At 71.1% G+C, this 22,963-nt stretch carries 24 protein-coding genes; 12 read left to right on the forward strand and 12 right to left on the reverse strand.

Going from position 1 to position 22,963, the window contains the following annotated elements:
• Positions 1 to 36 precede the first annotated feature (36 nt).
• Positions 37 to 891 carry a hypothetical protein gene (locus tag AB0E90_RS00375; RefSeq protein ID WP_360397346.1) on the forward strand — a complete coding sequence of 285 codons (855 nt, stop codon included), beginning with the start codon at positions 37 to 39 and terminating at the stop codon, positions 889 to 891.
• 4 nt (positions 892 to 895) lie between these two features.
• Here the strand turns inward: AB0E90_RS00375 and AB0E90_RS00380 are convergent, their stop codons facing one another.
• Together AB0E90_RS00380 and AB0E90_RS00385 are read right to left on the reverse strand one after the other, a co-directional pair.
• Positions 896 to 1,579 (reverse strand): DinB family protein, encoded by a 684-nt coding sequence (locus tag AB0E90_RS00380; protein WP_360397348.1) that lies wholly within the window; start codon positions 1,577 to 1,579, stop codon positions 896 to 898.
• 37 nt (positions 1,580 to 1,616) lie between these two features.
• On the reverse strand, positions 1,617 to 2,321 hold the full coding sequence (locus AB0E90_RS00385) for a hypothetical protein (protein WP_360397350.1): 705 nt from the start codon (positions 2,319 to 2,321) through the stop codon (positions 1,617 to 1,619).
• Between the two features lie 142 nt (positions 2,322 to 2,463).
• Between AB0E90_RS00385 and AB0E90_RS00390 the strand changes: the two genes are divergently transcribed.
• From AB0E90_RS00390 to AB0E90_RS00425, 8 genes are all read left to right on the forward strand, one after another.
• Positions 2,464 to 2,970, forward strand: a complete 507-nt coding sequence (locus AB0E90_RS00390) for a hemerythrin domain-containing protein (protein WP_360397352.1) — start codon at positions 2,464 to 2,466, stop codon at positions 2,968 to 2,970.
• Between the two features lie 104 nt (positions 2,971 to 3,074).
• The gene (locus AB0E90_RS00395) at positions 3,075 to 3,728 is read left to right on the forward strand and encodes a Uma2 family endonuclease (RefSeq protein ID WP_360397354.1); all 654 of its coding nucleotides are present in this window, start codon (positions 3,075 to 3,077) and stop codon (positions 3,726 to 3,728) included.
• 109 nt (positions 3,729 to 3,837) lie between these two features.
• Positions 3,838 to 5,154: a type III glutamate--ammonia ligase gene (glnT, locus tag AB0E90_RS00400; RefSeq protein WP_360397356.1), complete on the forward strand. Its 1,317-nt coding sequence runs from the start codon at positions 3,838 to 3,840 to the stop codon at positions 5,152 to 5,154.
• 14 nt (positions 5,155 to 5,168) lie between these two features.
• A complete protein-coding gene (locus AB0E90_RS00405) occupies positions 5,169 to 6,038 on the forward strand; it encodes a hypothetical protein (protein WP_360397358.1) in 870 nt (289 codons plus the stop codon).
• Entirely contained in the window at positions 6,026 to 6,697 is a 672-nt protein-coding gene (locus AB0E90_RS00410; RefSeq protein ID WP_360397360.1) for a hypothetical protein, read from the forward strand. The genes AB0E90_RS00405 and AB0E90_RS00410 overlap by 13 nt, the downstream gene beginning before the upstream one ends.
• The gene (locus AB0E90_RS00415) at positions 6,697 to 8,028 is read left to right on the forward strand and encodes an FMN-binding glutamate synthase family protein (RefSeq protein ID WP_360397362.1); all 1,332 of its coding nucleotides are present in this window, start codon (positions 6,697 to 6,699) and stop codon (positions 8,026 to 8,028) included. Before AB0E90_RS00410 ends, AB0E90_RS00415 begins: the two co-directional genes overlap by 1 nt.
• Positions 8,025 to 9,140 (forward strand): FAD-dependent oxidoreductase, encoded by a 1,116-nt coding sequence (locus tag AB0E90_RS00420; protein ID WP_360397364.1) that lies wholly within the window; start codon positions 8,025 to 8,027, stop codon positions 9,138 to 9,140. The genes AB0E90_RS00415 and AB0E90_RS00420 overlap by 4 nt, the downstream gene beginning before the upstream one ends.
• Positions 9,137 to 9,793 carry an XRE family transcriptional regulator gene (locus AB0E90_RS00425; RefSeq protein ID WP_360397366.1) on the forward strand — a complete coding sequence of 219 codons (657 nt, stop codon included), beginning with the start codon at positions 9,137 to 9,139 and terminating at the stop codon, positions 9,791 to 9,793. Before AB0E90_RS00420 ends, AB0E90_RS00425 begins: the two co-directional genes overlap by 4 nt.
• Positions 9,794 to 9,800: 7 nt before the next feature.
• On the opposite strand, the gene AB0E90_RS00430 is transcribed toward AB0E90_RS00425, so the two are convergent.
• Genes AB0E90_RS00430 through AB0E90_RS00440 form a run of 3 tightly spaced genes read right to left on the reverse strand, consistent with a single transcriptional unit; the run spans position 9,801 to position 15,220 of the window.
• Positions 9,801 to 10,820 carry an aldo/keto reductase gene (locus tag AB0E90_RS00430; protein ID WP_360397368.1) on the reverse strand — a complete coding sequence of 340 codons (1,020 nt, stop codon included), beginning with the start codon at positions 10,818 to 10,820 and terminating at the stop codon, positions 9,801 to 9,803.
• Entirely contained in the window at positions 10,820 to 12,529 is a 1,710-nt protein-coding gene (locus AB0E90_RS00435; RefSeq protein ID WP_360397370.1) for a BTAD domain-containing putative transcriptional regulator, read from the reverse strand. The genes AB0E90_RS00430 and AB0E90_RS00435 overlap by 1 nt, the downstream gene beginning before the upstream one ends.
• A gap of 30 nt (positions 12,530 to 12,559) precedes the next feature.
• A complete protein-coding gene (locus AB0E90_RS00440; RefSeq protein ID WP_360397372.1) occupies positions 12,560 to 15,220 on the reverse strand; it encodes a LuxR C-terminal-related transcriptional regulator in 2,661 nt (886 codons plus the stop codon).
• A gap of 70 nt (positions 15,221 to 15,290) precedes the next feature.
• Here AB0E90_RS00440 and AB0E90_RS00445 point away from each other — a divergent pair, with 70 nt between their 5' ends.
• On the forward strand, positions 15,291 to 15,698 hold the full coding sequence (locus AB0E90_RS00445) for a hypothetical protein (protein WP_360397374.1): 408 nt from the start codon (positions 15,291 to 15,293) through the stop codon (positions 15,696 to 15,698).
• A gap of 60 nt (positions 15,699 to 15,758) precedes the next feature.
• Positions 15,759 to 16,256, forward strand: coding sequence for a hypothetical protein (locus AB0E90_RS00450; RefSeq protein ID WP_360397376.1), 498 nt, complete (start codon positions 15,759 to 15,761; stop codon positions 16,254 to 16,256).
• A 430-nt stretch (positions 16,257 to 16,686) separates the two neighbouring features.
• Here the strand turns inward: AB0E90_RS00450 and AB0E90_RS00455 are convergent, their stop codons facing one another.
• On the reverse strand, positions 16,687 to 17,112 hold the full coding sequence (locus tag AB0E90_RS00455) for a cation:proton antiporter (RefSeq protein ID WP_360397378.1): 426 nt from the start codon (positions 17,110 to 17,112) through the stop codon (positions 16,687 to 16,689).
• A gap of 19 nt (positions 17,113 to 17,131) precedes the next feature.
• Between AB0E90_RS00455 and AB0E90_RS00460 the strand changes: the two genes are divergently transcribed.
• Positions 17,132 to 17,515, forward strand: coding sequence for a hypothetical protein (locus tag AB0E90_RS00460; protein ID WP_360397380.1), 384 nt, complete (start codon positions 17,132 to 17,134; stop codon positions 17,513 to 17,515).
• On the opposite strand, the gene AB0E90_RS00465 is transcribed toward AB0E90_RS00460, so the two are convergent.
• The 6 genes from AB0E90_RS00465 to AB0E90_RS00490 form a co-directional block, all read right to left on the reverse strand.
• Positions 17,509 to 18,264 (reverse strand): alpha/beta hydrolase, encoded by a 756-nt coding sequence (locus tag AB0E90_RS00465; protein WP_360397382.1) that lies wholly within the window; start codon positions 18,262 to 18,264, stop codon positions 17,509 to 17,511. The genes AB0E90_RS00460 and AB0E90_RS00465 overlap by 7 nt on opposite strands.
• Positions 18,264 to 19,226, reverse strand: coding sequence for an ABC transporter substrate-binding protein (locus AB0E90_RS00470; RefSeq protein WP_360397384.1), 963 nt, complete (start codon positions 19,224 to 19,226; stop codon positions 18,264 to 18,266). Before AB0E90_RS00470 ends, AB0E90_RS00465 begins: the two co-directional genes overlap by 1 nt.
• Positions 19,227 to 19,270: 44 nt before the next feature.
• Positions 19,271 to 20,074 carry an ABC transporter ATP-binding protein gene (locus AB0E90_RS00475; protein WP_360397386.1) on the reverse strand — a complete coding sequence of 268 codons (804 nt, stop codon included), beginning with the start codon at positions 20,072 to 20,074 and terminating at the stop codon, positions 19,271 to 19,273.
• Positions 20,075 to 20,138: 64 nt separating this feature from the next.
• Positions 20,139 to 21,191, reverse strand: coding sequence for an iron chelate uptake ABC transporter family permease subunit (locus AB0E90_RS00480; RefSeq protein WP_360397388.1), 1,053 nt, complete (start codon positions 21,189 to 21,191; stop codon positions 20,139 to 20,141).
• On the reverse strand, positions 21,188 to 22,192 hold the full coding sequence (locus tag AB0E90_RS00485; RefSeq protein WP_360397390.1) for an iron ABC transporter permease: 1,005 nt from the start codon (positions 22,190 to 22,192) through the stop codon (positions 21,188 to 21,190). The genes AB0E90_RS00480 and AB0E90_RS00485 overlap by 4 nt, the downstream gene beginning before the upstream one ends.
• Before the next feature lie 85 nt (positions 22,193 to 22,277).
• Positions 22,278 to 22,958: a response regulator transcription factor gene (locus AB0E90_RS00490; protein ID WP_360397392.1), complete on the reverse strand. Its 681-nt coding sequence runs from the start codon at positions 22,956 to 22,958 to the stop codon at positions 22,278 to 22,280.
• Between the last annotated feature and the right edge of the window lie 5 nt (positions 22,959 to 22,963).

Genomic DNA, 22,963 nt, shown 5'->3' on the forward strand with positions numbered 1-22,963 from the left:
GGACTTTCACCATCATCAATATGTAGGGCATGAAGGGTGCTCGGGAAGGCGTCCATCCCCAGCACCTGGAGCGGCACCCGCACGCTGATGTACAACCTCGCCGACCCGGCCGCCCACCGCCGCGGCATGATCCGGGCCTGCGGGGACGCGGCCGGCGTGCAGTGCACCGACTGGGTTCACCTCCAGGCGTGCGACGCGGTCTGCGACGGCGGCGCCACCGGCAGCGGGGACAGCCAGCCGGTGCCGGCCACCACGCTGAGCGGCCGGACGATCGCCCTGCACACCGACAGCCGCGGGATGGCCTGGGCGACGATCACCGGCGGCGCCACCGGCGACGAGGTCTGGCTCGACCGCACCTGGGACGAGGGCGCAACCTGGTCCACCCCGACCCGGGTCACCGGCGCCCGTACCGCCCTCGCCGCCACCCGCGACACCAAGGCGCTGCTGTACGGCGGCGCGGTGCGCGCCTGCGGCCGCGCGGTGATCGGAAACAACGGCAGTTGTACGGCCGGGGCCCGCCCCGCGACCGACCGGGCCGCGGCCGCCGCCGACGCGCTCATGTGGGCCTACCGGCCGGACACCGCGTGGTGGTCGTCGAGCTGGTGGAACTCCGCCGACACCATCACCGCGGTGATGAGCTGGATGAAGCGCACCGGCCGCACCGACTACCTGTGGGCGGTCGACCGCACGTTCACCGTCAACAAGGTCGCCTTCCCGGCCGGTGCGCGCAGCAGCGACCCGATCGACGGCGACTTCATCAGCCGTGCCGTCGACGACGCCGGCTGGTGGGGGCTGGCCTGGATCCAGGCGTACGACCTGACCGGCAACGCAAAATACCTGACCGAGGCGACCACCATCGCGGCGCTGGGCGCCCTCCTGGCGGCCACCTGACGGCTCAGAGTTTGTCCAGGTCACGCTCGCAGAACCGGTGGTGCGCCCATTCCTCGTTGAGCACGGTGCCGAGGCATTGCCGCACTGTCCGCCCCTTGGCGTACGGCGGCCATCTGTCGTCGTCCGGGACCGGCGCGGTCTTCGCAAGCTGGTCCGGCGCGACCTCGGCCAGCCATGTCTCGATTGTTGAAGCCTGCCGGCCCCGCACGGCGAGCACCTCGTCGAGGCTCGCCCGGGCGTCCTGGTCCGTGACCGACGGTGGGCCCAGTCCCATGGCCGTGAACGGCTCGGTGAGCCCGAGCACGCAGCGCCGGAACCAGGAGTCGTGCACGAAGACCAGGTGGCGCAGGGTCTCGACCATCGACCACTCGCCGTCGACGCCCTGATGTTCGCTGTTCTCGGGCATGGACCGAACCCGCTCGGTGGTTGCCGCCCAGTCGTCCTGCAGTTGCCGCCAGGCCTCCCGCAGGTCGGCCGGCTCATCCGAGCGGATCAGCAGCCGAACCGGGTGACGACGGTCGAGCTCCGCCTCCACGTACGGCATCACCTCGACCCCGTTGACCACCAGATCGCTGACCAGGCCGTCGATCTCGGCGCCCTGCATGAACACGCCCACCATCCGCGCCCCGCTCAGGTCGCTCTCGCGGAATTCCGCGCCGGTGAGGTCCTCCTCGTGGAAGCGTCGCATGTGGACAGGCTAGCCGACGCCGTCCGGCCGGTGCGCGTCAGGCCAGGAGAGTCTCGCGCATCTCCCGGCCCGGGTTGATGCCGCCGACGATGCGGTGCGCGTCCGGTGCGTACACCTCGATGGTGTTGTTGTTGCGCATCAGTTCGCGGACCGGGAGCGGGAGGGGCGGCTCCTTGCTCATCGTCGTGCGGAGGTCGCGGGCAGTGGTGATCAGCAGGCTGGCCAGCGCCGCGCCGTCGGTGTCGACCCGGACCGAGGCGAACTCCCAGCCCGCGATGGTCAGGTCGAGAATCTCGAAGAGATGATCGTGCAGCCGGCTCTGGTCGGTCGTGAGCTTCGCCTGGGCGCTGATCGCCCGGACGGCCCCGGCGACGTGGATGTACGGGAACAGACCGCACGGCAGGTTGAACAGCGGCCACCGCAGATCCGGCCTGGCCTCCCGCCACATCGGCCGGTAGTTGGCGCGGTCCACGACGAACTGGTACCTGACCTGGCGGGAAAGCTCGGCGGCCAGCCGCTGGATCTCCGCATGCGCCGAATCGGCGAACTCGTGCACGATTCCGGCCGCTGCCGCGACGCCGTCCGGCCCGGTCAGCGCCTCCGCGACCGCAGCCGCCTGGTCCTGGAACAACCCCTGCTGATGAACACCGAAACGCTGCCGGACATCGTTGATCATCACCATCCGCCGGGCCGCGTCCGGTGGATCGAGCCGCTCGTCACGTGTCCGCCGGAACCATCGCATGTCGCCTCGTCTCGTCGCCACCTCAGACGCGGCCATATTAGTGGGCGGTATCCGGCCTTTCCCGGCGGCTTCCTGGCACCCAGCGGTGACGGGCCAGCTTGTCGGCGGGCGTGAGCCGGCGCCGGGCCTTAGCGTGCTTGTCATGGATGACATCACCGCGTTGATCCTCGACGACCACCACCGGTTCCGGCTCGGGTTCGCCCGGCTGGACGATGCGCAGTCGCCGCAGGAGCTGGAGGCGATCTGGACGCCGCTCGCACTGCATCTCGACATCCACGCCGACGCGGAGGAGGAGGAGATCCTCTACCCGCACCTGCTCACGGATGCGGGCGGCGATGACGCCGAGGAAGAGACGGACGACGCGATCCGCGACCACAACAAGATCCGGGACGGGATCGACGAGGCTAGTAACCACCCGGTGGGCTCGGACGCCTGGTGGAAGGGAGTGTGGAAGGCGCGCACCGAGAACAGCGAGCACCTGGCCGAGGAGGAGGACGAGGTGCTCCCCGACTTCCGTAAGCACGCAAGCAAGGAGCTGCGCCTCGAACTCGGGGCCCGCTGGCTGCGCTTCTTCGGAGAGCACCCGCAGGGCAAGGGCCTGTCGTTCGCCGACAAGGACCCGGCCAAATACATCGAGGAGAACAGCTGACCGGCGGTTCATCGGTGCGGCGGCGGCGACCACCGCCGCGACCGCGCGGTCGCGGCGGTCGAAGGCCTCGACTTCGGGTTGTCGCTCGACTATAGTCACAGAGCATGAGCAAGCCACTGCGAGCAAACGCCTCACCGCCTGGGCGGCAACTCGTTGCCGGGCGAAATCGGCGAGCACGCAACGCCGTCTCGTACGATGACCGCATGGGCGCGGAGACTGTCGGCATGCACATGCCCGCCGTGGTGACGCTCGACGACCTGGCTGCGATGAACGCCTCGGATCAGAACGGCCATCGATACGAGACCAGCCCTGAGGGAGTCTTGTCCGTCATGCCGCCCGCGGACTCGGAACATGCGCAGATCGCCAGCCGCCTCCTCGCGTGGCTGATCATGGCGGGCTGGCCGGCCCAGCAGGTGCTTCAGGTTGCCGGCATCCGCGTTCCCGGATCCCGACGGGACGGGGGCCGGATCCCCGACGTGAGCGTCTGGGGCAAAGCTCCGCCGCGCGGAGTCTGGCTGCCGGTCGCCGAACTCCTCCTGGTGATCGAGATCGTCTCACCCGGTTCGGAAGCAATGGACGAGGTCACCAAGCGCCGTGAATACGCCTCGGCCGGCATCCCCCAGTACTGGGTCGTCGACCGCGACGACGCCCAGACGGTGACCCTCTATCAGCTTTCCGGAGCAGACACCTACGCCGAACACGCGAAGATGCCGCTGGTCTGGCTACTACAAACCGACCCGGCTGATCACTTCGGCTGACCGAGACCGGGACATCTGACCGTCACGGAACTCGCGATTTTCTGAAACAGAAGCTCTGTTCACTCTTGAGAAACAGAGTTTCTTGTGAAGAATCACATCGGGAGGTCACGTGTCGCAAGCAACCGAGCTCGGCCGGCTCGCTGAGGCGGCCGGCGTGCGATTCGTTCTGGCGCTCTTTGTTGACCTGCGGGGTAAGCCCTGCGCCAAGCTCGTGCCGGTCGAAGCCATCGATGCGCTGGCCACCGAAGGGGTGGGCTTCGCGGGTTATGCCGTCGGCGCCATCGGGCAGCAGCCCAGTGACCCCGATCTGATGGCGGTGCCGGACCCGGCCTCGTTCACCCCGGTGCCGTTCCTCAAGCCGGGGCTCGCGATCGTCCACTGCGACCCGCACGTCGAGGGCAAGCCGTGGAAGTACGCGCCGCGGGTGATCCTCAAGGCGATGCTGGCCCGCGCGGCCGAGGCCGGCTTCCAGCCCTGGGTCGGCGCCGAGGTGGAGTATTTCCTGGTCGAGCGGGACGGGCGGGGTGGGCTCAAGCCCGCGGACGCGCTCGACGTCGCCGCCCAGCCTTGCTACGACGCGCGCGGCGTGACCCGGATGTACGAGCACCTGACCGCCGTGTCGACGGCGATGAACGAGCTCGGCTGGGGCAACTACGCCAACGACCACGAGGACGGCAACGGGCAGTTCGAGCAGAACTTCGCGTACGCCGAGGCGCTCACCACCGCGGACCGGGTCATCACGCTGCGGTACCTGCTGACGATGCTGGCCGAGCAGCGTGGCATGACGGCGACGTTCATGCCCAAGCCGTTCGCCGACCGCACCGGCACCGGGCTGCACCTGCACATGTCGCTGACCGCCGGCGAGGAGCGCGTCTTCCCGGCGAGCGGCGACGACCGCGGGCTCGGGCTGTCGCCCATCGCGTACGGCTTCGTCGCCGGGGTTCTGGAGCACGCCTGCGCGTTGCAGGCGCTGCTCGCGCCGACGGTCAACTCCTACAAGCGGACCGGCGCCGTCTCGACCGCGTCCGGCGCCTCCTGGTCGCCGAAATTCGCCACCTACGGCGGCAACGACCGGACTCATTACGTACGGGTACCCGACGACCAGCGGGTCGAGTTGCGAGGCGGTGACGGGTCGGCCAACCCTTATCTGGCCATCGCGGGCGCGCTCGGCGCCGGGCTCGACGGCATCGCGCGAGCGCTGGATCCGGGCCGGCCCGGCGCCGGTGAGGCGAAGGGCGATCCGCTCCCCCGCACCCTGCTCGACGCCGTAGCCGCGTTCGAGGCCGACGACCTGCTCACCGGCGTGCTCGACGCGGCCGGCGGCGGGGTGGCCTCGTACTTCGCGCAGCTCAAGCGGGATGAATTCTTCGCCTGGCACAGCGCGGTGTCGGCCTGGGAGATCGACCAGTACCTGACGGCGTTCTAGGAGGGAGACCCAGTATGTGCGGAATCGTCGGTCTGCACCTGCGCGATCCGGAGCTGTATCCGCGGCTCGGTGAGCTGCTGACCGGGATGCTCTGCGAGATGTCCGAACGCGGCGCCGACTCGGCCGGCGTGGCGGTTTACGGCGATCCACGGTGGTCGCCGCCCGGGCACGCGACCGTGACCGTGCTGGCCGCGGCGGTGCCGTCGTTCGACGAGCTCGGCGCGACCGTCATCGACCTCGGCCAGACCAAGGTCGTGCACGCCCCGGTCCCGGTCGGCCAGTTGGTCGCCGCGGTTCGAAGCGCGCTGCCGGATGCGCTGATCGCCGGCTTCGGCGCGGAACTGACCGTGCTCAAGGACGTCGGTCATCCGCGGGAGCTGGCGGCCGGCTGGAAGCTGGAACAGGCGCAGGGCTGGCAGGGCGTGGGCCACACCCGGATGGCCACCGAGTCCGCGGTCACCCCGGGCGGCGCGCATCCGTATGCGGTCGGGCCGGACCAATGCCTCGTACACAATGGGTCGTTCGCCAATCATGCGACCATCCGCCGCCACCTGAAGGCCCGCGGGGTGGTCTTCGACAGCGACAACGACACCGAGGTCGGCGCCCGTTACGTCGCGCAGGCGCTGGCCGACGGGCGCGACGTGGAGAGCGCCCTGAAGAGCCTGTGCGCCGAGTTCGACGGCTTCTACACGCTGCTGGTCTCCAACCGCGACTCGTTCGCGGTCGTGCGGGACGCGATCGCCTGCAAGCCGGCCGTCATCGCCGAGACCGGCGCGTGGGTGGCGATGGCGTCGGAATACCGCGCCCTGGTCGGGCTGCCCGGGATCGAGACGGCGCGCATCTTCGAACCCGAGCCGGAACGGATCTACGCATGGACTCGCTGACATTCGACCTTTCCGAAACACCGCTGCGCGAGGTCAACTTAACTTTGCACCGGCTCGGCAGCGGCCGGGTGCAGGTGAGCCACCCGAACGGCAAGCACAGTGTCGCCGCCGGTCTGCGAACGCCGCTTCACGTGGTCATCGCGGGCCACTGCGGCTACTACGCCGCCGGCATGAACCAGCTCGCCGACGTCGTCATCGAGGGTAACGCCGGCGTCGGCGTCGCCGAGAACATGATGAGCGGGTCGGTGCGGGTGGAGGGCAACGCCTCCCAGTCGGCCGGCGCCACCGCGCACGGCGGGCTGCTGGTGATCACCGGCGACGCCGCCGCCCGGTGCGGCATCTCGATGAAGGGCGCGGACATCGTGGTCGGCGGCGGCATCGGCCACATGAGCGCGTTCATGGCCCAGGCCGGCCGGCTGGTCGTGCGCGGCGACGCCGGCGAGGCGCTCGGCGACTCGATCTACGAGGCGCGGCTGTACGTGCGGGGCAAGGTCGCCTCGCTCGGCGCCGACTGCATCGCCAAGGACATGCGCGCCGAGCACCACGCCGAGCTGCGCTCATTGCTGGAGCGAGCCGGCTACGACGACGACACCGCCGATTACACGCGGTACGGCTCGGCCCGGCAGCTCTACCACTTCCACGCAGGGAACGAGTACTGATGAGCTACGCAGCACGCGGTCTCCGCGAATCGGCCACGTTCGACCGGGCGACCATCCACGCGATCCAGCGCGCAGCCGCCACCGGTGTCTACGACATCCGGGGCTGGGGCGCCAAGCGGGCGCTCCCGCACTTCGACGACCTGCTGTTCCTCGGCGCGAGCATGTCGCGCTACCCGCTCGAGGGTTACCGGGAGGCGTGCGGCACCGACGTCGTGCTCGGCGGCCGCAACGCGGCGTTCCCGCTGCACCTCGACATCCCGGTGACGATCGCCGGGATGAGCTTCGGCGCCCTCTCCGCACACGCCAAGGAAGCCCTCGGCCGGGGCGCCTCGGCGGTCGGCACCTCCACCACCACCGGCGACGGCGGCATGACGCCGGAGGAGCGCGGCCAGTCCAAGCACCTGGTCTACCAATATCTGCCGTCGCGCTACGGGATGAACCCGGACGACCTGCGCCGCGCCGACGCCATCGAGGTGGTGCTCGGCCAGGGCGCGAAGCCGGGCGGCGGCGGCATGCTGCTCGGCCAGAAGATCAACGAGCGGGTGGCCGCGATGCGAACCCTGCCGCAGGGCATCGACCAGCGCAGCGCCTCGCGGCATCCGGACTGGACCGGCCCCGACGATCTCACCATCAAGATCCAGGAGCTACGCGAGATCACCGACTGGGAGAAGCCGATCTACGTCAAGATCGGCGCCTCGCGCACCTACTACGACGTCAAGCTGGCCGTGCACGCCGGCGCCGACGTGGTCGTGGTCGACGGCATGCAGGGCGGCACCGCCGCCACCCAGGACGTCTTCATCGAGCACGTCGGCATCCCCACCCTCGCCGCGCTCCCCCAGGCCGTTCAGGCGTTGCAGGAGTTGGGCGTGCACCGGCAGGGCGCGAAGGGCGTGCAGCTGATCGTCTCCGGCGGCATCCGCACCGGCGCCGACGTCGCGAAGGCTCTCGCCCTCGGCGCGGACGCGGTCGCGATCGGCACCGCCGCGCTGATCGCCCTCGGCGACAACGACCCGCGCTGGGCCGCCGGCTACGAGGCGCTCGGCTCGGCCGCCGGCTTCTACGACGACTTCCAGGACGGCCGCGACCCGGCCGGCATCACCACCCAGGACCCGGCCCTGGCCGACCGGCTCGATCCGGTCGAGGGCGGCCGCCGCCTCGCCAACTACCTGCGCGTGCTCACCATGGAGGCGCAAACCATCGCCCGCGCCTGCGGCAAGGCCCACGTCACCCACCTCGAGCCGGAAGACCTGGTCGCGGTCACCATCGAGGCCGCCGCCATGGCCCGAGTCCCCCTCGCCGGCACCGACTGGATCCCCGGAAGCCCTCGATGACACGGTCGGTTGCTGTCGTCGGGGCCGGGCTGGCCGGGTCGGCGACGGCCTGGCGGCTGGCTCAGCTGGGCGTGGAGGTCACGCTCCTCGAGCGGGCGGTGCCCGCCAATCCGCGGGGCAGCTCGCACGGCTCGGCCCGCATTTTCCGGTACGCCTACCCCGACCCCTTCTACGCGCGGCTCGTCGCGCGGGCCCGCGACCACTGGGCCGAGTTGGAGGATGCGTCCGGGCAGACCCTGTTCCGGCCGACCGGCTCGCTCGACTTCGGCGCCATGCGCCGCCCGGAGAAGATGGCCGCGGTCCTGGCCGAGGTCGGCGTCGAGCACGAGATCCTGTCCCCCGCCGCGGTTTCCGCGCGCTGGCCCGGCATCCGCACGTCGGGGCCGGCCGTGTGGCACCCGGCAGCCGGCGTGGTCGACGCCGAAGCCGCCGTGCACGCCATGACCGCCCTGGCCCGCGAGGCGGGCGCGACCGTCCACGAGGACTGGACGGTCGCCGAAGCCGATGAGCACGCGGGACAGATGACGCTGCGGTCGGTGCGGGGCGAGGAGGTGACCGCTGATCACGTTGTCGTTGCGGCTGGGGGCTGGCTGCCTGAGCTGCTGGCTGGGCTGCCGGAACTGCGGGCCGTGCTGCCGCCGCTGCGGGTCCGTAAGGAGCAGGCGTTCCACTTTCCCTACGCGGACCCGGGCCTCGACTGGCCGAGCTTCATTCACAAGGAGCCGGACATGCAGACCTACGGGCTGCCGGGTGGCCGGGACGCCGGGCATCGCGGGCAGAAGGTCGCGGAGTACTTCGGCGGGTCGGAGATCACCTCCGCCGCCGGCAACGACGGCGTGGTCGATCCGGGCAATCGGCGGCGGCTCATCGCGTACGTCGAAAGGGTCTTGCCGGGGTTGATCCCTGAGCCCTATGCCGAGACCACCTGCGTGTTCACGATGACGCCGGCCGAGGACTTCATCATCGACACGCGGGGCCCGATCACGGTGGCGTCGCCCTGTTCCGGGCACGGCGCCAAGTTCGCCCCGCTGCTCGGCGCGATCATCGCCGGCGCCGCCCTGGGCCTGGCCCGTCCGGCCGAGCGATTCCGGTTCTCTAGGGTGGCGGGGTGACCGACAGCCCTCTGCTCCGCAACGACGCCGGCACCGCGCGCGAACGGGCGGCCGACGAGCCGGTCGGCGGGCTCGACCTCGAGGTGGCGATCGGGCGCAACGTGCGCGAGCTGCGCAATCAGTACGGCCTGACGGTGGCCGAGCTGGCCACCCGGATCGGCATCTCCAAGGCGATGCTCTCCAAGATCGAGAACGCTCAGACGTCGTGCAGCCTCGGCACCCTCGCCGCCCTGGCCGGCGGCCTCGACGTGCCGGTCACCAGCCTGTTCCGGGGCGCCGACAAGGAACGGCCGTCGTCGTTCGTGCCGGCCGGCGGCGGCACCGCGATCGTCCGGGACGGCTCCCAGGCCGGGCACGAATATCAGCTGCTCGGGTCGCTGCGCGGCGAGCACCGCCGGCTCGAGTGCCTGCAGGTCACGCTGACCGTGAAGAGCGAGACCTATCCGTTGTTCCAGCACCCGGGCACCGAGTTCATCTACATGCTCGAGGGCCAGATGGACTACGCCCACGGCCGATCCGTCCACCGCCTCACGCCGGGCGACTCGCTGCAGATGGACGGCGAGGGCGCGCACGGCCCCGCCGACCTCATCGAGCTGCCCATCCGCTTCCTGTCGGTGATCGCCTTCCCGGACACGGTGGCACCGCACCGCTGACGCCGCCTCAGATCGTGCGGTCGCGCTGGGCGACCCCCTGCGGACCGTACGGATATTCACCGACCACCGGGGTGCTGGCCTCGGTGAGCAGCGTGGTTTCCTTGTCGGACAGGTGCACGCCGGCGGCGCCGAGGTTGTCGTCGAGTTGCTCGAGCGTGCGAGCGCCGAGGATCACCGAGGTGACGGCCGGCCGGCCGGCGAGCCAGGCGAGCGACACCTGCGACATCGACACGCCGCGGTCCTCGGCGACGCGGCGGACGGTGTCGAGGATGTGCCAGGTGCGGGTGTCGGAGTTGCGCGGACCGTACGCCTCCATGCCACGCTCCGGGTCCTCGCCGAGGCGGGTGGCGCCGGTGGGCGTGCTGTCGCGCCGGTATTTGCCGGTGAGCCAGCCGCCGCCCAGCGGTGACCAGGGCAGGATGCCGATGTTCTCGTTGCGGCACACGTCGGTGAGCTCGAACTCGATGTCCCGCACGAGCAGGTTGTACTGCGGCTGGAGGGTGACGATCGGGGCGAGCCCGCGGAACTGGGTGATCAGCACCGCCTTCTGCAGCTGCCAGCCGAGGAAGTTGCTGACGCCCACGTACCGGATCTTGCCGGCCCGCACGGCCTCGTCGAAGAACGCGAGCGCCTCCTCGATCGGGGTCAGCGGGTCCCAGGCGTGCGCCTGGTAGAGGTCGATCGTGTCCACGCCGAGGCGGCGCAGGCTCGCGTCGAGCGCGCGGGACAGGCTCACCCGGGACAGGCCGGCCGAGTTCGGGTCGTCACCCATCGGGAAGCGGCCCTTGGTGGCGATGACCAGCCGGTCGCGGACGCCGGACCGGGCCGCGAGCCAGCGGCCGATGACCTCCTCGGACCGGCCGCGGGAGTAGACGTTGGCGGTGTCGATGAAGTTGCCGCCGGCCTCGACGAAGCGGTCGAGCTGGGCGTTCGACACCTCCTCGCTGCTCTCCTTGCCGAACGTCATCGTGCCCAGACACAGCGTCGAGACGACTGTGCCGGTGCCACCCAGGGTGCGGTATTCCATCAGTCAACTCCTCGATCGGGGCGCACCGTCAGCAACGCCGGAATGGTGCGGTGGTCGGTGGGGCCAGACCCACTGGGCCTGAACCTACCCGGCCGGTGGCCGCCGTCTCGCAGGTCCGCGGCGACCGTGGCCAGCGATGGGCTCGGGTGGGCGGCCAGCCGGGCGGCCAGGATCGCCAGGGTCTGCGGCAGCCGGCCGCACAACTCGACGACCTCCTCGATCAGCTTCCCACTCGCGCTTTCGCCCAGCCGGTCGGTTTCGCCCAGCCGGTCGGTTTCGCCCACACGGTCGGTTTCGCCCAGCCGGTCGGTTTCGCCCAGCCGGTCGGCGAGGCGGCGTTCGAGCAATTCCCGCGCGGCCCGCAGGTCGGGCACGTCGACGCGCAACAGATGTGCGCCGTCGCGGGCGACCAGATCGAGGAGCGGTCGCCGGCTGGTCAGCAGCACGAGGCTTCCGGTGGAGCTCGGCAGCAACGGGCGAACCTGCGCGGCGTCGCGCACGTTGTCGAGCAGGACCAGGATCCGCTTGCCCGCGGTCAGGCTGCGATAGGTCCCCACCTGGGCGTCCAGCGTGTCGGGCAGGTCCGGCGCGCGCACGCCCAGCCCGTGCAACACCGACCGCAGCGCCTGGCCGGCCGGGGTGCCCTCCTCGTCCGGCCGGTCGCTACGCAGGTCGAGGTAGAACTGCCCATCGTCGAAGTCGCCGGCGACACGGTGCGCGAATCGGACGGCGAGCGTCGATTTTCCCGCGCCGCCCGGGCCGTCCATCGCGATCACCAGCGGACCGGCCCGCCCGGGGTGGCGCAACCGGGCGGCCAGCCGGTCGAGCGTGGCCAGCTCGGCCCGGCGTCCGGTGAACAGATGCAGATCCGGCGGCAGCTGCGCCGGGCGAAGGAACAAGCCGCACGGCTCCGCCGGGGCCGGCGGCCGAGCGGTCCCGCTCTGCACCCGCCGATACGCTGCCTGCAGGTCCGGGCCCGGAGTGATGCCCAGCTCGTCGGCCAGGCGGTCCCGGACCGACCGGTACGCCGCCAGCGCCTCCGCCTGGCAGCCGGCGGCGGCGAGCGTCGTCACCAGGCAGGCCTGGACGATTTCGTTGAACGGATCCATCTCCGCCGCCCGCCGCAGCGGCGCCAGCAGTCGCGAAGGGCGGCCCAGGCGACCCGCGATCTCCGCGGCGGTGAGGACCGTCCCGACGAACTCGCCGTCCAGGCTCGAGAAGGTGGCCTGAGCCGCCGGTGTGTCAGCGAGGCCGGCGGCGGCCGGGCCGTGGACGAGCCGCAGCGCCTCGTCGTACCGGTCGAGCGCCTCGTCGAGCTCGTCCCGGCCCGCGCCGGCCTTGGCCTCGGCGACGAGCCGCCGGAACAGGACCAGGTCGAGGGTCTCCGGACCGGCCGTGAAGCGGTACCCGTCCCCGTGTCGCCTCAGATACACACCACCGGACCGCGGCGGCAGACCGGGCTCGAGCAGACGGCGCAGCATGCCGACGTATTTGTGGATGACGTTCACCGCGCTCGACGGCGGGTCGTGGCCCCAGAGCAACTCGACCAGGACGCTCATCGAGACCGGGTGCCCGACCCGGGCGAGCAGGAGCGCGAGCAGGCACCGCTGCTGGCGCGGCCCGGCGTCCAATTCGGCATCTCCCGAGCGGACGCGTACCGGGCCGAGGATCTGCAGGTGCACCGGATCGCGGTTCGACAGGCCAGCCATGTGCACGACGGTAGGAGGCGCGGCCGATGGTCAACTTGCGTCGGATGACGTAATCACCCGAGCCAGGTCCGCACGCGACCGGACCTGGACCTTTGGATAGATCCGGTAGAGGTGGGTGCTGATTGTCCGCGGCGACAGGAAGAGCCGCTCGCCGATTTCCCGATTGCTCAGACCCTGCGCGACCAGCCGGGCGATCTGCTGCTCCTGCGGCGTGAGGGCGGCCAGCGCGTCCATCGGTTTGCGGCGCGTCTCCCCGGTCGCGCGCAGCTCGGCCCGGGCCCGGTCGGCCCACGGCGTGGCCCCGAGCGCGTCGAAGGTGGCCGCGGCGGACCGCAGCGGCGGCCGGCTCTCGGCGACCCGGTACGAGCGGCGCAGCGATGCCCCGTAGGTCAGCTGCAGCCGGGCCCGGTCGAACGGATGCTCGGTCAGGTCGTCGGCCAGCGCGGGAGCGTAATCCCCGGTCAGTACCGCGCGGGCATAGCCGAGACCGACCAGCAGCGCGGGTGACCGGCTCTGCGCGGCGACCGGTTCCAGAGCGGCCACCACCGGGCGCAGCTCCTCCTGGAAGCCGCCGAGCACGGCCGCCTCGGTCAGGTCGCCGAGCAGGAACAGCTGGTAATTCGGGAAGTGGGCGCTGTCCCCCGGGTCGAAGACCCGCATCAGCTGCCGGAACGCGTCGTCCGCGTGGCCCTCGGCGAGCGCTGCGACCCCCCGCGCGCGCTGCACGAGTGCCAGCATCGGCAACCGGCGGGCGGCGTGGAGCACCTGCTCGGCGGCATCGCACCGGCGGCGGGCGGCAGCGACGTCGCCGCGCAGCGCCTCGGCCAGCGCAGCGACCAGGTTGCCGCCCAGCACCCACGTCGGCTGTCCGGTCTCCTCCGCCAGCGCTATCCCTTCCACGGCCAGCGGCAATGCGGCCCGGGTGTCGCCGAGCGCCGCCGTGGCCGACGCCGCCGAGTTGAGGGAATGGACCAGCGTGCCGATCCGGCCCTGCACGCGCAGCTCGGCCGCGCTGGACAGCGCGAACGTCACGGCGATCCGAAACGCGCCGATGGCATAGGCGCCCGCGGCGAGCTCGGCCCGCAACGTCGGATTCAGATCCATCCGGTGCACGAACCGCCGCAACCGCTCAAGCCCTTCGGCGCCGAACTCGATCGGCGCGATGTGCAGTAGAGCCGTGGTCAGGCGCGGGTCGTTCTCGGTGGGCCCGAGCGCGCGGGCGACCTCTGCGTACCGGGCGCGGACGGGCGCGGGCGGGCTGGAGTAGTAGATGCGCAGAGCGAGTTCGCTCAACGCTTTCGCGGCGAGGCCGGTCTCGCCTTCCCGGCGCATGGTGTCGATCAGGTCGGCGTAGGTCAGCAGCCGCTCCGGCCCGGACCAGGCGTTCTCGAAGTACGTCTCGCGCATCCAGGTCAGCCGGGCCCGATCGGCCGGCCGCAGCGTGCTTTCGTCGATCTCGCCGATGAGCTTGCGTACGGCCTGCGAGTCGCCCTGCTCGTGTGCCTGGTCACTGGCCCAGAGCTGCCGCGTCCCGCGGGCGGCCGGGTCCTGGCTGAGCTGGACCGCCCGGCTGATCGTGGCCCGCGCGAGCGCGACCGCCTGCCTCTCGGCGGCGCCGACGGCAACATCGGTGAGCTCCCGGGCGAGCGCCTCGTCCGGTCCCGGCGCGGCCGACGCCCGGTGCCAGAGCCGGCGATGCGGGTGGTCCGAGAGCGTTTCGGCGAGTGCAGCGTGCACCCGGCGGCGGTCACCCGGTGAGGCTTGCTGCCGCAGTGCCGACCGGAGCAGTGGGTGCCGGAAGCGCAGCTCGTACTGCTCGTCGACGATCACCAGTCGGACCGTCACCGCGGGCTGCACCGCTTCCGCCGGCACCGGGGCACCGGTGAGGACCGCGGCGGCCGCCAGGATCTCGTCGAGGTTGCCCTCGTCGTCCAGTGCCGCGATCAGCAGCAGGTCCCGGGTGAGCGGCGGAAGTTCGGCGACGAGGCCGCCGAAGGTCTGTTCCACCCGCGTGCTCAGCGGGAGCGCGGACGGCAACAACGCGGCGCCGCCGGAACGGGCGACCGCGGCCCCGAGCTCGACGACGCCCAGCGGGTTTCCGGCCGCCTCGGTCAGCACCCGGGCGCGCAGCGCGGCCACCAGTCCGGGCGCGGTCCGGTCCAGCAGCGTTTCGGCGTCCGCCGGGGACAGCGGTTCCAGCCGCAGTTCGGGCAGCCCGGCCGCGGCCAGCCGCCGGTCGATGTCCGCGCCCTCGCGGATCGCCATCAGCACGGCGATCCGGTCGGATTCGATCCGCCGGGCGAGGAACGTCAGCGTCTCCCAGCTCGCCGCGTCCAGCCAGTGTGCGTCCTCGATGGCGAGCAGGGCCGGCTCGTCGGGGTCGCCGAGAATCTCCAGGACCTCGACGGCGAGACGGTACGGCGACTCGGTGGACCGGGGCGCGGGATGCAGCGGACGGAGCAGGTGGTCGAGCCCGGCGAACGGGATCTGCACCTCCGCCTGCACACCGGTCACGCTCAGCACGCGCATGCCGCGCTCACGTCCGGCCCGGACGGCATGCTCCAGCAGCACCGATTTGCCGATCCCGGCCTCGCCCCGCAGCGCCAGTGCCGCGCCCCGCCGCTCGACGGCATGGTCGATCAGCTCCTCGAGCGCACCGATCGATGCGTCCCGCCCGACAATCTTGACCATGACCCCATACTGGCAACGCCCGGTTACGTAAGAAAGTCGCCGTCCACAAGCGCTCCTTACCCTTCCTCCGGTGGCTTTCAGTGCGGACGACTTCATCGGCCGGGCGATAGTGCTCAACTGCGAATTGCATGACCGGGCGTTCCGCGAGCTTCGCCTCGGCCACCTGGACCTGGCCCGCGAACTGTTCGCCCGTGGCCGGCAACAGGTGTTCAGCAACGGCTGGGACGGGTTTGTGCCATTCGTCTGCGTGGCCGGCGCCGCGCTGGCCGCCGCTGAGGCCGACCACCGGCGTGCGGCCCGGCTGATCGGTGTCGCCGACGCCGCCTTCACCGCGCTCGGCCAGATGCCCGACCCGAACGACGACGCCGAGCTGGCCGCCGCGCGACGTGGCGCGATCGGCGCCCTGGGTCCGGCCGGGTTCGCGGCGGAGTACGCCCACGGGCGGGCGCTCGATCCACGTACCGCGTTCGGCGCCTAGCGGCGCCCCGCCCAGTGATCGTTCACCAATGCTCCAGTCCGGCGGTGTTGGATCCCGTTCGTGAAGACCAGTCACTGCACCCCGCTGCACGTTCCGATTCAGGCAGTCGACCTCGAGGAATGGATATTTTCGCTCAGCGACGAGGACTATCGGGCGGCGTCCCCCCAGCATCGCGCCGCGGGCGTGACGCGATCGAACGGCATCCGCGGCACGATCAATGTCGAGTCGATCGGCGGCATGCTCATCATTCAGCACTACCGGGAGGTCACGTCCGGCGCGCAGGGCTTCGAGCTGCTGTCGGAGCGCAGCCGGGTCTACCTGTTCCACGTCGTCCCGGTTCCCGCGCGGGTGCGGTGGACGATGGCCGTCGAGCCGGGCCGCAATGGTGATTCGCAGCTGCGCTGCACGGTGGAACTCACCCTGTCGTTCTTCCTGCGGCTCCTGGCGGCAACGGCCGCGACGCCGTTCTTCATTCGCCGGCACGTGCGGAACGAGACCCCCGGTTTCGCCCGCGACATCGAACGCAAGCACGCCGCCCGCCAGTTCGCGAAGGACTGACCGGTGTCCTCAATCAATCAGCGCGACGTCCGGTGAGATGTCGAAGCGATTGAAGATCGACCATGCCACGCGCGCCTGCGCACGCAGGCACGGTTCGTCGGACGGCCCGCGGGGGTGGTGACCCTTCCGGTGGCATTTCCCGCCGCACCGTCCGTGTCGACCGTGACGTCGACCAGGTCCTTCATGCCGAAGTTGCCCACGCCCTCGAAATGGGATCAGATGCCCTGCGCAGACGACAACCTCGTAGATGGCATATCGGCGCCCCCCGTGGGTGCCGCGCTGACCGAATCGCGTCCAAAGATCGACAACAATTGTCTAAGAGCAATAGATCTTCAGCAATTTCATGGACTCGCCGGCGCCCCTCTCAGCTGGGCCGGAGCGGGCCGGCTCCGCCGCCGAGACCGCCGGTCGCAGGGCCGAGATGATCAGGTCACGGTCGGGAAAGCTGTCCGGCACGGACAGGGCTGCCGCCATCGACACCGCGCCCCGGAAGCCGGCGGAGGCCATCACGGCGCGGGGCCGGGCGCCGAGCCGCGCCCAGCGCGTGCGCGGTGACCGCCGCGCCGGCCGCCGTCAGCACCACCAGCACCGTGCTCATCAGCACGATCACCCGCAGGTCGCGGCGGATCTGCCGCATCGAGGAGGTGAAGCCCTCCCAGAAGAGCAGCACCGGCAGGAACAGCAGCAGAATTGCCTCGGGCGGCAGGTGGACGGCGCGCAGCGCGGGCAGGAAGCCGAGCAGGAGCCCGGCCAGCAGCAGCGGCACCGGCGGCGCCGCCCTCAATCGGCGCGCGGCACCGTTGCACACAAGGATGGTGATACCGACGGCAACGACCAACTCCAGACTGGATCGCATCGTCAGTGCATAGCATTGAATGGTGCAGCCAGCGAAAGCGGACAACCAGGGCCGGCCGACGATCAAGCGGTACTTGCACGGCGAACTCGCGAAGGTCGACGAGGGCTACCTTCTCGACGTGATCGTCGAGTTGAAGGACGGCGTCGTGCACCACCACCTAGGCGGATCCGAGCCACGCGTGCGCGAGGTCGCCAACCGGTACGAGGTGGGGCCGTCGGGCGAGCTGACGGTGTGGTCGATCCGGCTGGACCGGTCCGCCCAGGAGCCGCCGAAGATCCGGCGGGTGATCACCTACGGCCCGCACGCGTGGTCCACGGTCGAGGGGCCGGCGCTGCCGCTGGGAGTGCGCAAGCCGGAGGCGGCCGCGATGGTCGACCCGGGCGGCTGGCAGGACCCTTACTGAGCTATTGCCCGGCGGATCTCGTCGATCACCAGGCCGGGATCGTCGAACATGACGTTGTGCCCGGACCCGGCCGCGATGACGTGCCGGTCCACCTCGGTGTGCGCCGCGCCGTTCCCGGCGGAGATGATCGTGTGGGGCACACCGCCGCGGTCCGGTGGGGTGGCGCGCAGCCCGGCCAGGCCGGGCCGGAAATGGCGCACCTCGTCGTGCAGGGCCCGCGCGGCCCGGCGGCCGAAGTTCTCGTCGCGGAACTGTGCGAACAGCTCGGGCGGCAGCGCGCTGCCGATCCGGGCCGCCGCCCGGTAGATCCCGGCGGCGGCGAGCGTGCGGGTGAGCGGTCCGGCGATCGCCATCTGCCACGCGGCCGGCCGGGTGGCGAACTCGTCGGACGGGTCGACGAGAACGACGGCCCGGGCGCGAGCGGCCCGCAGGCGCACGATCGGGCCGCCCCAGCTGTGCCCGACCAGCACGAACGGGCCGGGGAGGGCATCGAGCAGCGCGCCGAGGTCGGCCGCGAGCCGGGTGAGCGTGCGCGGCTTCGGGCCGTCGTCGCTGGACCCGATGCCGGCCCGGTCGTAGACCACCGTGCGGGCCTGGGTGGCGATCTCCGGGGCGACCAGGCCCCAGCACACGCCGGACATGCCGAGTCCCGCCTCGAAGACCACCGTGACGTCGCCGTCGCCGGCCATCCGGTAGTGCAGGCGGCGACCCCCGTCGAGGGTCAGGAAGCGGGACTCGGATTCGCTCATCAGGAGAGCTTCTTGGCCGTCTTCAGCTGGCCGGCGAGCTCGTTGTAGATCTTCGCGTACGCCTGGTACGAGTACGGCGCGGCCGCGTACCACGGGTAGATCTGACCGGCCTTGACCGCCGGGAGGTTGGCCCACGTGGCGATCTTGGCGAGGTCGGCCTTCGACGCGTCGTAGGTGCGGGCGTCGACCAGGATGACGTCGACATCCTTGTAGTCGGTGGCCTTCTCCCAGCTGAGCTGCGCGAAGACCTCCTTCTTCGGGTTCGGCGGGCTCACCATGTCGAGGCCCTGGTTCTTCAGCGTGTTGCCCTCGGGCAGCTGCACCGGGTCCGCGACGTAGAGGCTGTCCTTGCCGGGCGACATGATGGCGACCTTGAGACCGGACGCCTTCGCGGCCTCGCCGACCGCGGTGAGGCCGGCCGCGTAGTCGGTCTTGGCCGTGGTCAGCGCGGCGCTCTTGGTGTCTGCGCCGAGCTTGCCGGCCAGACCGACCATGGTCTCGATGGCCTCGTCGGTGGTCTGGTAGTTGCCGGGCACGGCCAGACCGGGAGCCAGGCTGAGGATCTTCGCGGACTGGGCCTCCGGCACGTACCAGAGATTCTTGTTGTCGAACGTGTAGTCGACGATCAGCTGCGGGTTCATCAGGGCGTACTTCTCGGTGTCGAACTCACCGTAGGTGCTGCCGATGACCGTGACCTTGCTCAGGTCCAGCGAGCCCGCCTGGTAGCTGAGCTTGCCGGCAGCGTCCGGCTTGAGCTCGCCGTAGGCGCCCTTGACCTGGAAGCCGGCGTCCCACAGGGCGGCGGCGACGCTGCTCTGCGCGACCACCGTGGCCGGCGTCTTGTCGAGCTTGATGTCTTTGCCGAGAGCGTCCTTGTACTCGAACGGACCGGACGCCGTCGCGCTCGCGGCGGGCTCGGCGGAGTCGTCGCTGCCGCCACAGGCGGTCAGGGCGAACGACACGGTCAAAACCATGGCGGCGCCGGCTAGGCGGGTCAATCGGCTATTCACGGTACGGGGGTCCTCTCAGGGTTGTGCCGCGGGATTACCAGGGGGGTGTTCGACTCGGGGTCGGTGATGATGCGGCAGGGCAGTCCGAAGACGAGCTCGATCAGCTCGGCGGTGATGATCACGCCCGGTTCGCCCTCGGCGACGATCGCGCCGTCCTTCATCGCCACCAGGTGGGTGGCGTAGCGGGCGGCCAGGTTGAGGTCGTGCAGGACGGCGACCAGGGTGGATCCGCGATCGGCACGCAGCCGCGCGCACAGGTCGAGCACCTCGATCTGGTGCGCGATGTCGAGATAGGTGGTCGGCTCGTCGAGCAGCAGGATGTCGGTCTCCTGGGCGAGAGCCATCGCCAGCCAGACCCGCTGCCGCTGACCGCCGGACAGCTCGTCGAACGGGCGGCCGGCCAGGTCGTCGGTGCCGGTCAGCTCGAGCGCCGTGGTCACCGCTTCCTGGTCGGCGGGCGACCACTGGCGCAGCAGCGACTGGTGCGGGTAACGCCCGCGGGCCACCAGGTCGGCGACGCTGATCGCCTCCGGCGCGGTCTGCGACTGCGGCAGCAGGCCCAGACGCCGGGCGACCTCCTTCGCCGGGTAGTCGTGGATCGCCTTGCCGTCCAGCAGGACGGTGCCGCCCACCGGCTTGAGCAGCCGCGCCAGCCCGCGCAGCAGCGTCGACTTGCCGCTGCCGTTGGCGCCGACGATGGCGGTGAACGAGCCGTCCGGGATGGCCAGGCTGAGGTCGTGCACGATCCGCCGGCCGTCGTAGCCGAGCGCGACGTTCGCGGTCTCCAGACGGTGTGTCACGCCTGAGCCCCCTCGCCTGCGGCCGGAGTGGGCAACCTGCGGCGGTGCCGCTCGGTGCAGGCGGTCATGTCCTTCCCCTTCGCCATTCGCGGCCGAGAAGCCACGCGAGATAGGCACCGCCGACGATGCCGGTGAGTACGCCGACCGGCAGTTGCCGCGGCTGGAACGCCTCCCGGGCGGCCAGGTCGGCGACCAGCAGCAGCAGGGCGCCGGTCAGCCCGGAGGCGGTGAGGTTGGCCCCCTGCGCGCCGGTCAGCCGCCGGGCCACCTGCGGCGCGGTGAGCGCGATGAACTGGATCGGGCCGGCCACCGCGACCGCGCCCGAGGCGAGCAGGACGCCGACAACCACCGCGACCAGGCGGGTACGGCCGACGGCCAGGCCCAGGCTCATCGACCGCTCGTCGGAGAACTCGCTCAGCGACAGCGGCCGCCACAACGCCAAGCACGCCACCAGTCCGATCACCAGGATCCCGCCGATCAGCCGTACGTCCGTCCAGTCCCGCCCGACCACGTTGCCGACCAGCCACACCGAGGCGCTCTGCGCGTCGTAGACCTGCGCCCGCACGATGAGCAGCGAGTTCAGCGCGTTGAGCATGGCGGCGGCGCCGATCCCGACGAGCACCAGCCGCAGCGGGGCCACGCCGTGCCGAGAGGAGAGCACCAGCACCGCGCCGGCCGTGATCGCGCCGCCGGCCACCGCGCCGATCGAGGTGGCGGCCAGGCCACCGTGCAGGATCAGCAGCACGACCAGCGCGCCGGTCGAGGCGCCGGTGGTGAAACCGACGACGTCCGGGCTGCCGAGCGGGTTGCGGGTCAGCGACTGGAAGATCGCCCCGGAGATGCCCAGCGCCATGCCGACCAGCGCCGCGGTGACCGCCCGGGGCAGCCGCAGCTCGGCGACGATGAGCTTCTCGGCCGGGCTGCCGTTGCCCATGATCGCGTCGATCACCCGCGGGATCGGGAACGAGTTCACCCCGGCGGACAACGACACGACGATCATCACAACAACGGCAAGCAGCAGGAGTACGGAGACCAGCACCGCCCGCCGCCGGACCCGCACCGTCCACGGACCCGCCTTGACCACCGGCACGCTGATCATGCCGCCGGGCTTGCTCATGCGGCCACCAAGGTCCGGCGGCGAACAAGAGCGATGAAGACCGGAGCGCCGAGTACGGCGGTCACGATGCCGACCTCCACTTCGGCGCCACCCGAGACGACGCGTCCGAGGGTGTCGCACAGCACCAGGAACGCGGCCGCGAGCAGCATCGACATCGGGATGACCCGGCGCTGGTCGGCGCCGCACAGCATCTTGGCGACGTGCGGCACGGTGAGTCCGACGAAGACGATCGGCCCGGCCACCGCGGTCGCGGCGCCACACAGCAGGGTGATCGACACCGCGATGGCCACCCGCGCCCGGCCGACGCTGAGCCCGAGCGCGTGGGCGCTCTCGTCACCGAGCGCGAGGGCGTTGAGCGCCGGGGTCATCAGCAGCGCGACCACGATGCCGATGACGATGAGCGGCAGGGCGATCAGGAGCCGGTCGTAGCCGCGGTTGACGACCGATCCGACCACCCAGAACCGCAACTGGTCGAAGCTGGCCTGGTCGCGCATGGCAAGGGCGTTGATGTAGGAGAACAGCACCGCGGTCAGCGCGGTGCCGGCCAGCGCGAGGCGGGCCGGCGTGGCGGCCGCACGGGCGCCGCTGCCGAGCAGGTAGACCACGACCGACGCGGCGGCCGCCCCGGCCAGGCCGAGACCGGTCTGGGCGAAGCCGTTGGAGATGCCGAAGAACGAGAACCCGGTGACCACCGCGGCGGCCGCGCCCGCGTTGACGCCGAGCAGGCCGGGGTCGGCGAGCGGGTTGCGGGTGAGCGCCTGCATGAGCGCGCCGGCGCCGCCCAGCGCGAGACCGGCGACCAGCCCGATGATCGTGCGCTCGAGCCGCAGCCCGCGCACGATGTCAGCGGCGTCGCCGTGGGCGCTGGGCAGCAGCGCACGGATGACCTCGCCGGGCGAGATCGCCTGCCGGCCCACCATGAGGCTGAGGACGACAACAACGCCGAGCACGGCCACCGCCACGACGAAGACGCCGAGTCTTCCGATGGTCTTGGGTCGCACGTCGGTAAGGTAAGGCTAACTTTCCTTCCTGTCCAATTTCGCCGCCGACCTGGGCCTGTGCCGTGCGCCACCGCATCGAACGATGTCAGCGCCCGGCATCATGCACGAGCAACGCGAGCTGCACCCGGTTGTCCAGGTCGAGCTTGGTCAGCAGGCGCGAGACATGCGCCTTGACGGTCGGCACACCCATGCCGAGCTCGGCGCCGATCTGCGCGTTCGACAGCCCACGAGCGACGGCCGCCGCCACCTCCCGCTCCCGGCCGGTCGCCCGGCCGAGCAATTCCACGGCCGCCGCCCGGCGATCGTGGCTGACCGGATCGGCCACCTGCTCGATGAGGCGGCGGGTCACGGCCGGACTGAGAATCGGCTCGCCCGCGGCGGCACGGCGAACGGCGTCGATCAGTTCCCGCGGCGGGGCGTCCTTGAGAAGGTAGCCACAGGCGCCGGCCCGCAACGCCCGCAGCACGAACGCGTCGGCGTGGAAGGTAGTCAGCATCACGACGTAGGGGAACCGGGGCCGCGCGGCAAGGCGTTCGACCGCGGTCAGCCCGTCGACGCGCGGCATCCGGACGTCGAGCAGAACCACGTCCGGATGATGAGCGTCCACCAGCCCGGGAACGTCCGCACCGTCCGCACCCTCGCCGACGATCTCCAGGTCGGGCGCGCCGGCGAACAGCAGTCGCAGCCCACTGCGCACAAGCGGATCGTCATCGACTACCACAACCCGAACCGGCCGCCCCGGCCCGCCGCCGGTCACGTCGGTCATGGCTG

It is taken from the genome of Actinoplanes sp. NPDC026619 (genome assembly GCF_040638295.1).
In the GTDB taxonomy this organism is placed as follows: Bacteria; Actinomycetota; Actinomycetes; order Mycobacteriales; family Micromonosporaceae; genus Actinoplanes.

What these genes read in the sequence shown, in the direction of transcription:
- AB0E90_RS00380 (WP_360397348.1), bottom strand. Translation starts at nt 1,579, where the DNA reads ATGCGACGCTTCCACGAGGAGGACCTCACCGGCGCGGAATTCCGCGAG.
- AB0E90_RS00385 (WP_360397350.1), bottom strand. Translation starts at nt 2,321, where the DNA reads ATGCGATGGTTCCGGCGGACACGTGACGAGCGGCTCGATCCACCGGAC.
- AB0E90_RS00390 (WP_360397352.1), top strand. Translation starts at nt 2,464, where the DNA reads ATGGATGACATCACCGCGTTGATCCTCGACGACCACCACCGGTTCCGG.
- AB0E90_RS00395 (WP_360397354.1), top strand. Translation starts at nt 3,075, where the DNA reads ATGAGCAAGCCACTGCGAGCAAACGCCTCACCGCCTGGGCGGCAACTC.
- AB0E90_RS00405 (WP_360397358.1), top strand. Translation starts at nt 5,169, where the DNA reads ATGTGCGGAATCGTCGGTCTGCACCTGCGCGATCCGGAGCTGTATCCG.
- AB0E90_RS00410 (WP_360397360.1), top strand. Translation starts at nt 6,026, where the DNA reads ATGGACTCGCTGACATTCGACCTTTCCGAAACACCGCTGCGCGAGGTC.
- AB0E90_RS00415 (WP_360397362.1), top strand. Translation starts at nt 6,697, where the DNA reads ATGAGCTACGCAGCACGCGGTCTCCGCGAATCGGCCACGTTCGACCGG.
- AB0E90_RS00420 (WP_360397364.1), top strand. Translation starts at nt 8,025, where the DNA reads ATGACACGGTCGGTTGCTGTCGTCGGGGCCGGGCTGGCCGGGTCGGCG.
- AB0E90_RS00430 (WP_360397368.1), bottom strand. Translation starts at nt 10,820, where the DNA reads ATGGAATACCGCACCCTGGGTGGCACCGGCACAGTCGTCTCGACGCTG.
- AB0E90_RS00435 (WP_360397370.1), bottom strand. Translation starts at nt 12,529, where the DNA reads ATGGCTGGCCTGTCGAACCGCGATCCGGTGCACCTGCAGATCCTCGGC.
- AB0E90_RS00440 (WP_360397372.1), bottom strand. Translation starts at nt 15,220, where the DNA reads ATGGTCAAGATTGTCGGGCGGGACGCATCGATCGGTGCGCTCGAGGAG.
- AB0E90_RS00455 (WP_360397378.1), bottom strand. Translation starts at nt 17,112, where the DNA reads ATGCGATCCAGTCTGGAGTTGGTCGTTGCCGTCGGTATCACCATCCTT.
- AB0E90_RS00460 (WP_360397380.1), top strand. Translation starts at nt 17,132, where the DNA reads ATGGTGCAGCCAGCGAAAGCGGACAACCAGGGCCGGCCGACGATCAAG.
- AB0E90_RS00465 (WP_360397382.1), bottom strand. Translation starts at nt 18,264, where the DNA reads ATGAGCGAATCCGAGTCCCGCTTCCTGACCCTCGACGGGGGTCGCCGC.
- AB0E90_RS00480 (WP_360397388.1), bottom strand. Translation starts at nt 21,191, where the DNA reads ATGAGCAAGCCCGGCGGCATGATCAGCGTGCCGGTGGTCAAGGCGGGT.
- AB0E90_RS00490 (WP_360397392.1), bottom strand. Translation starts at nt 22,958, where the DNA reads ATGACCGACGTGACCGGCGGCGGGCCGGGGCGGCCGGTTCGGGTTGTG.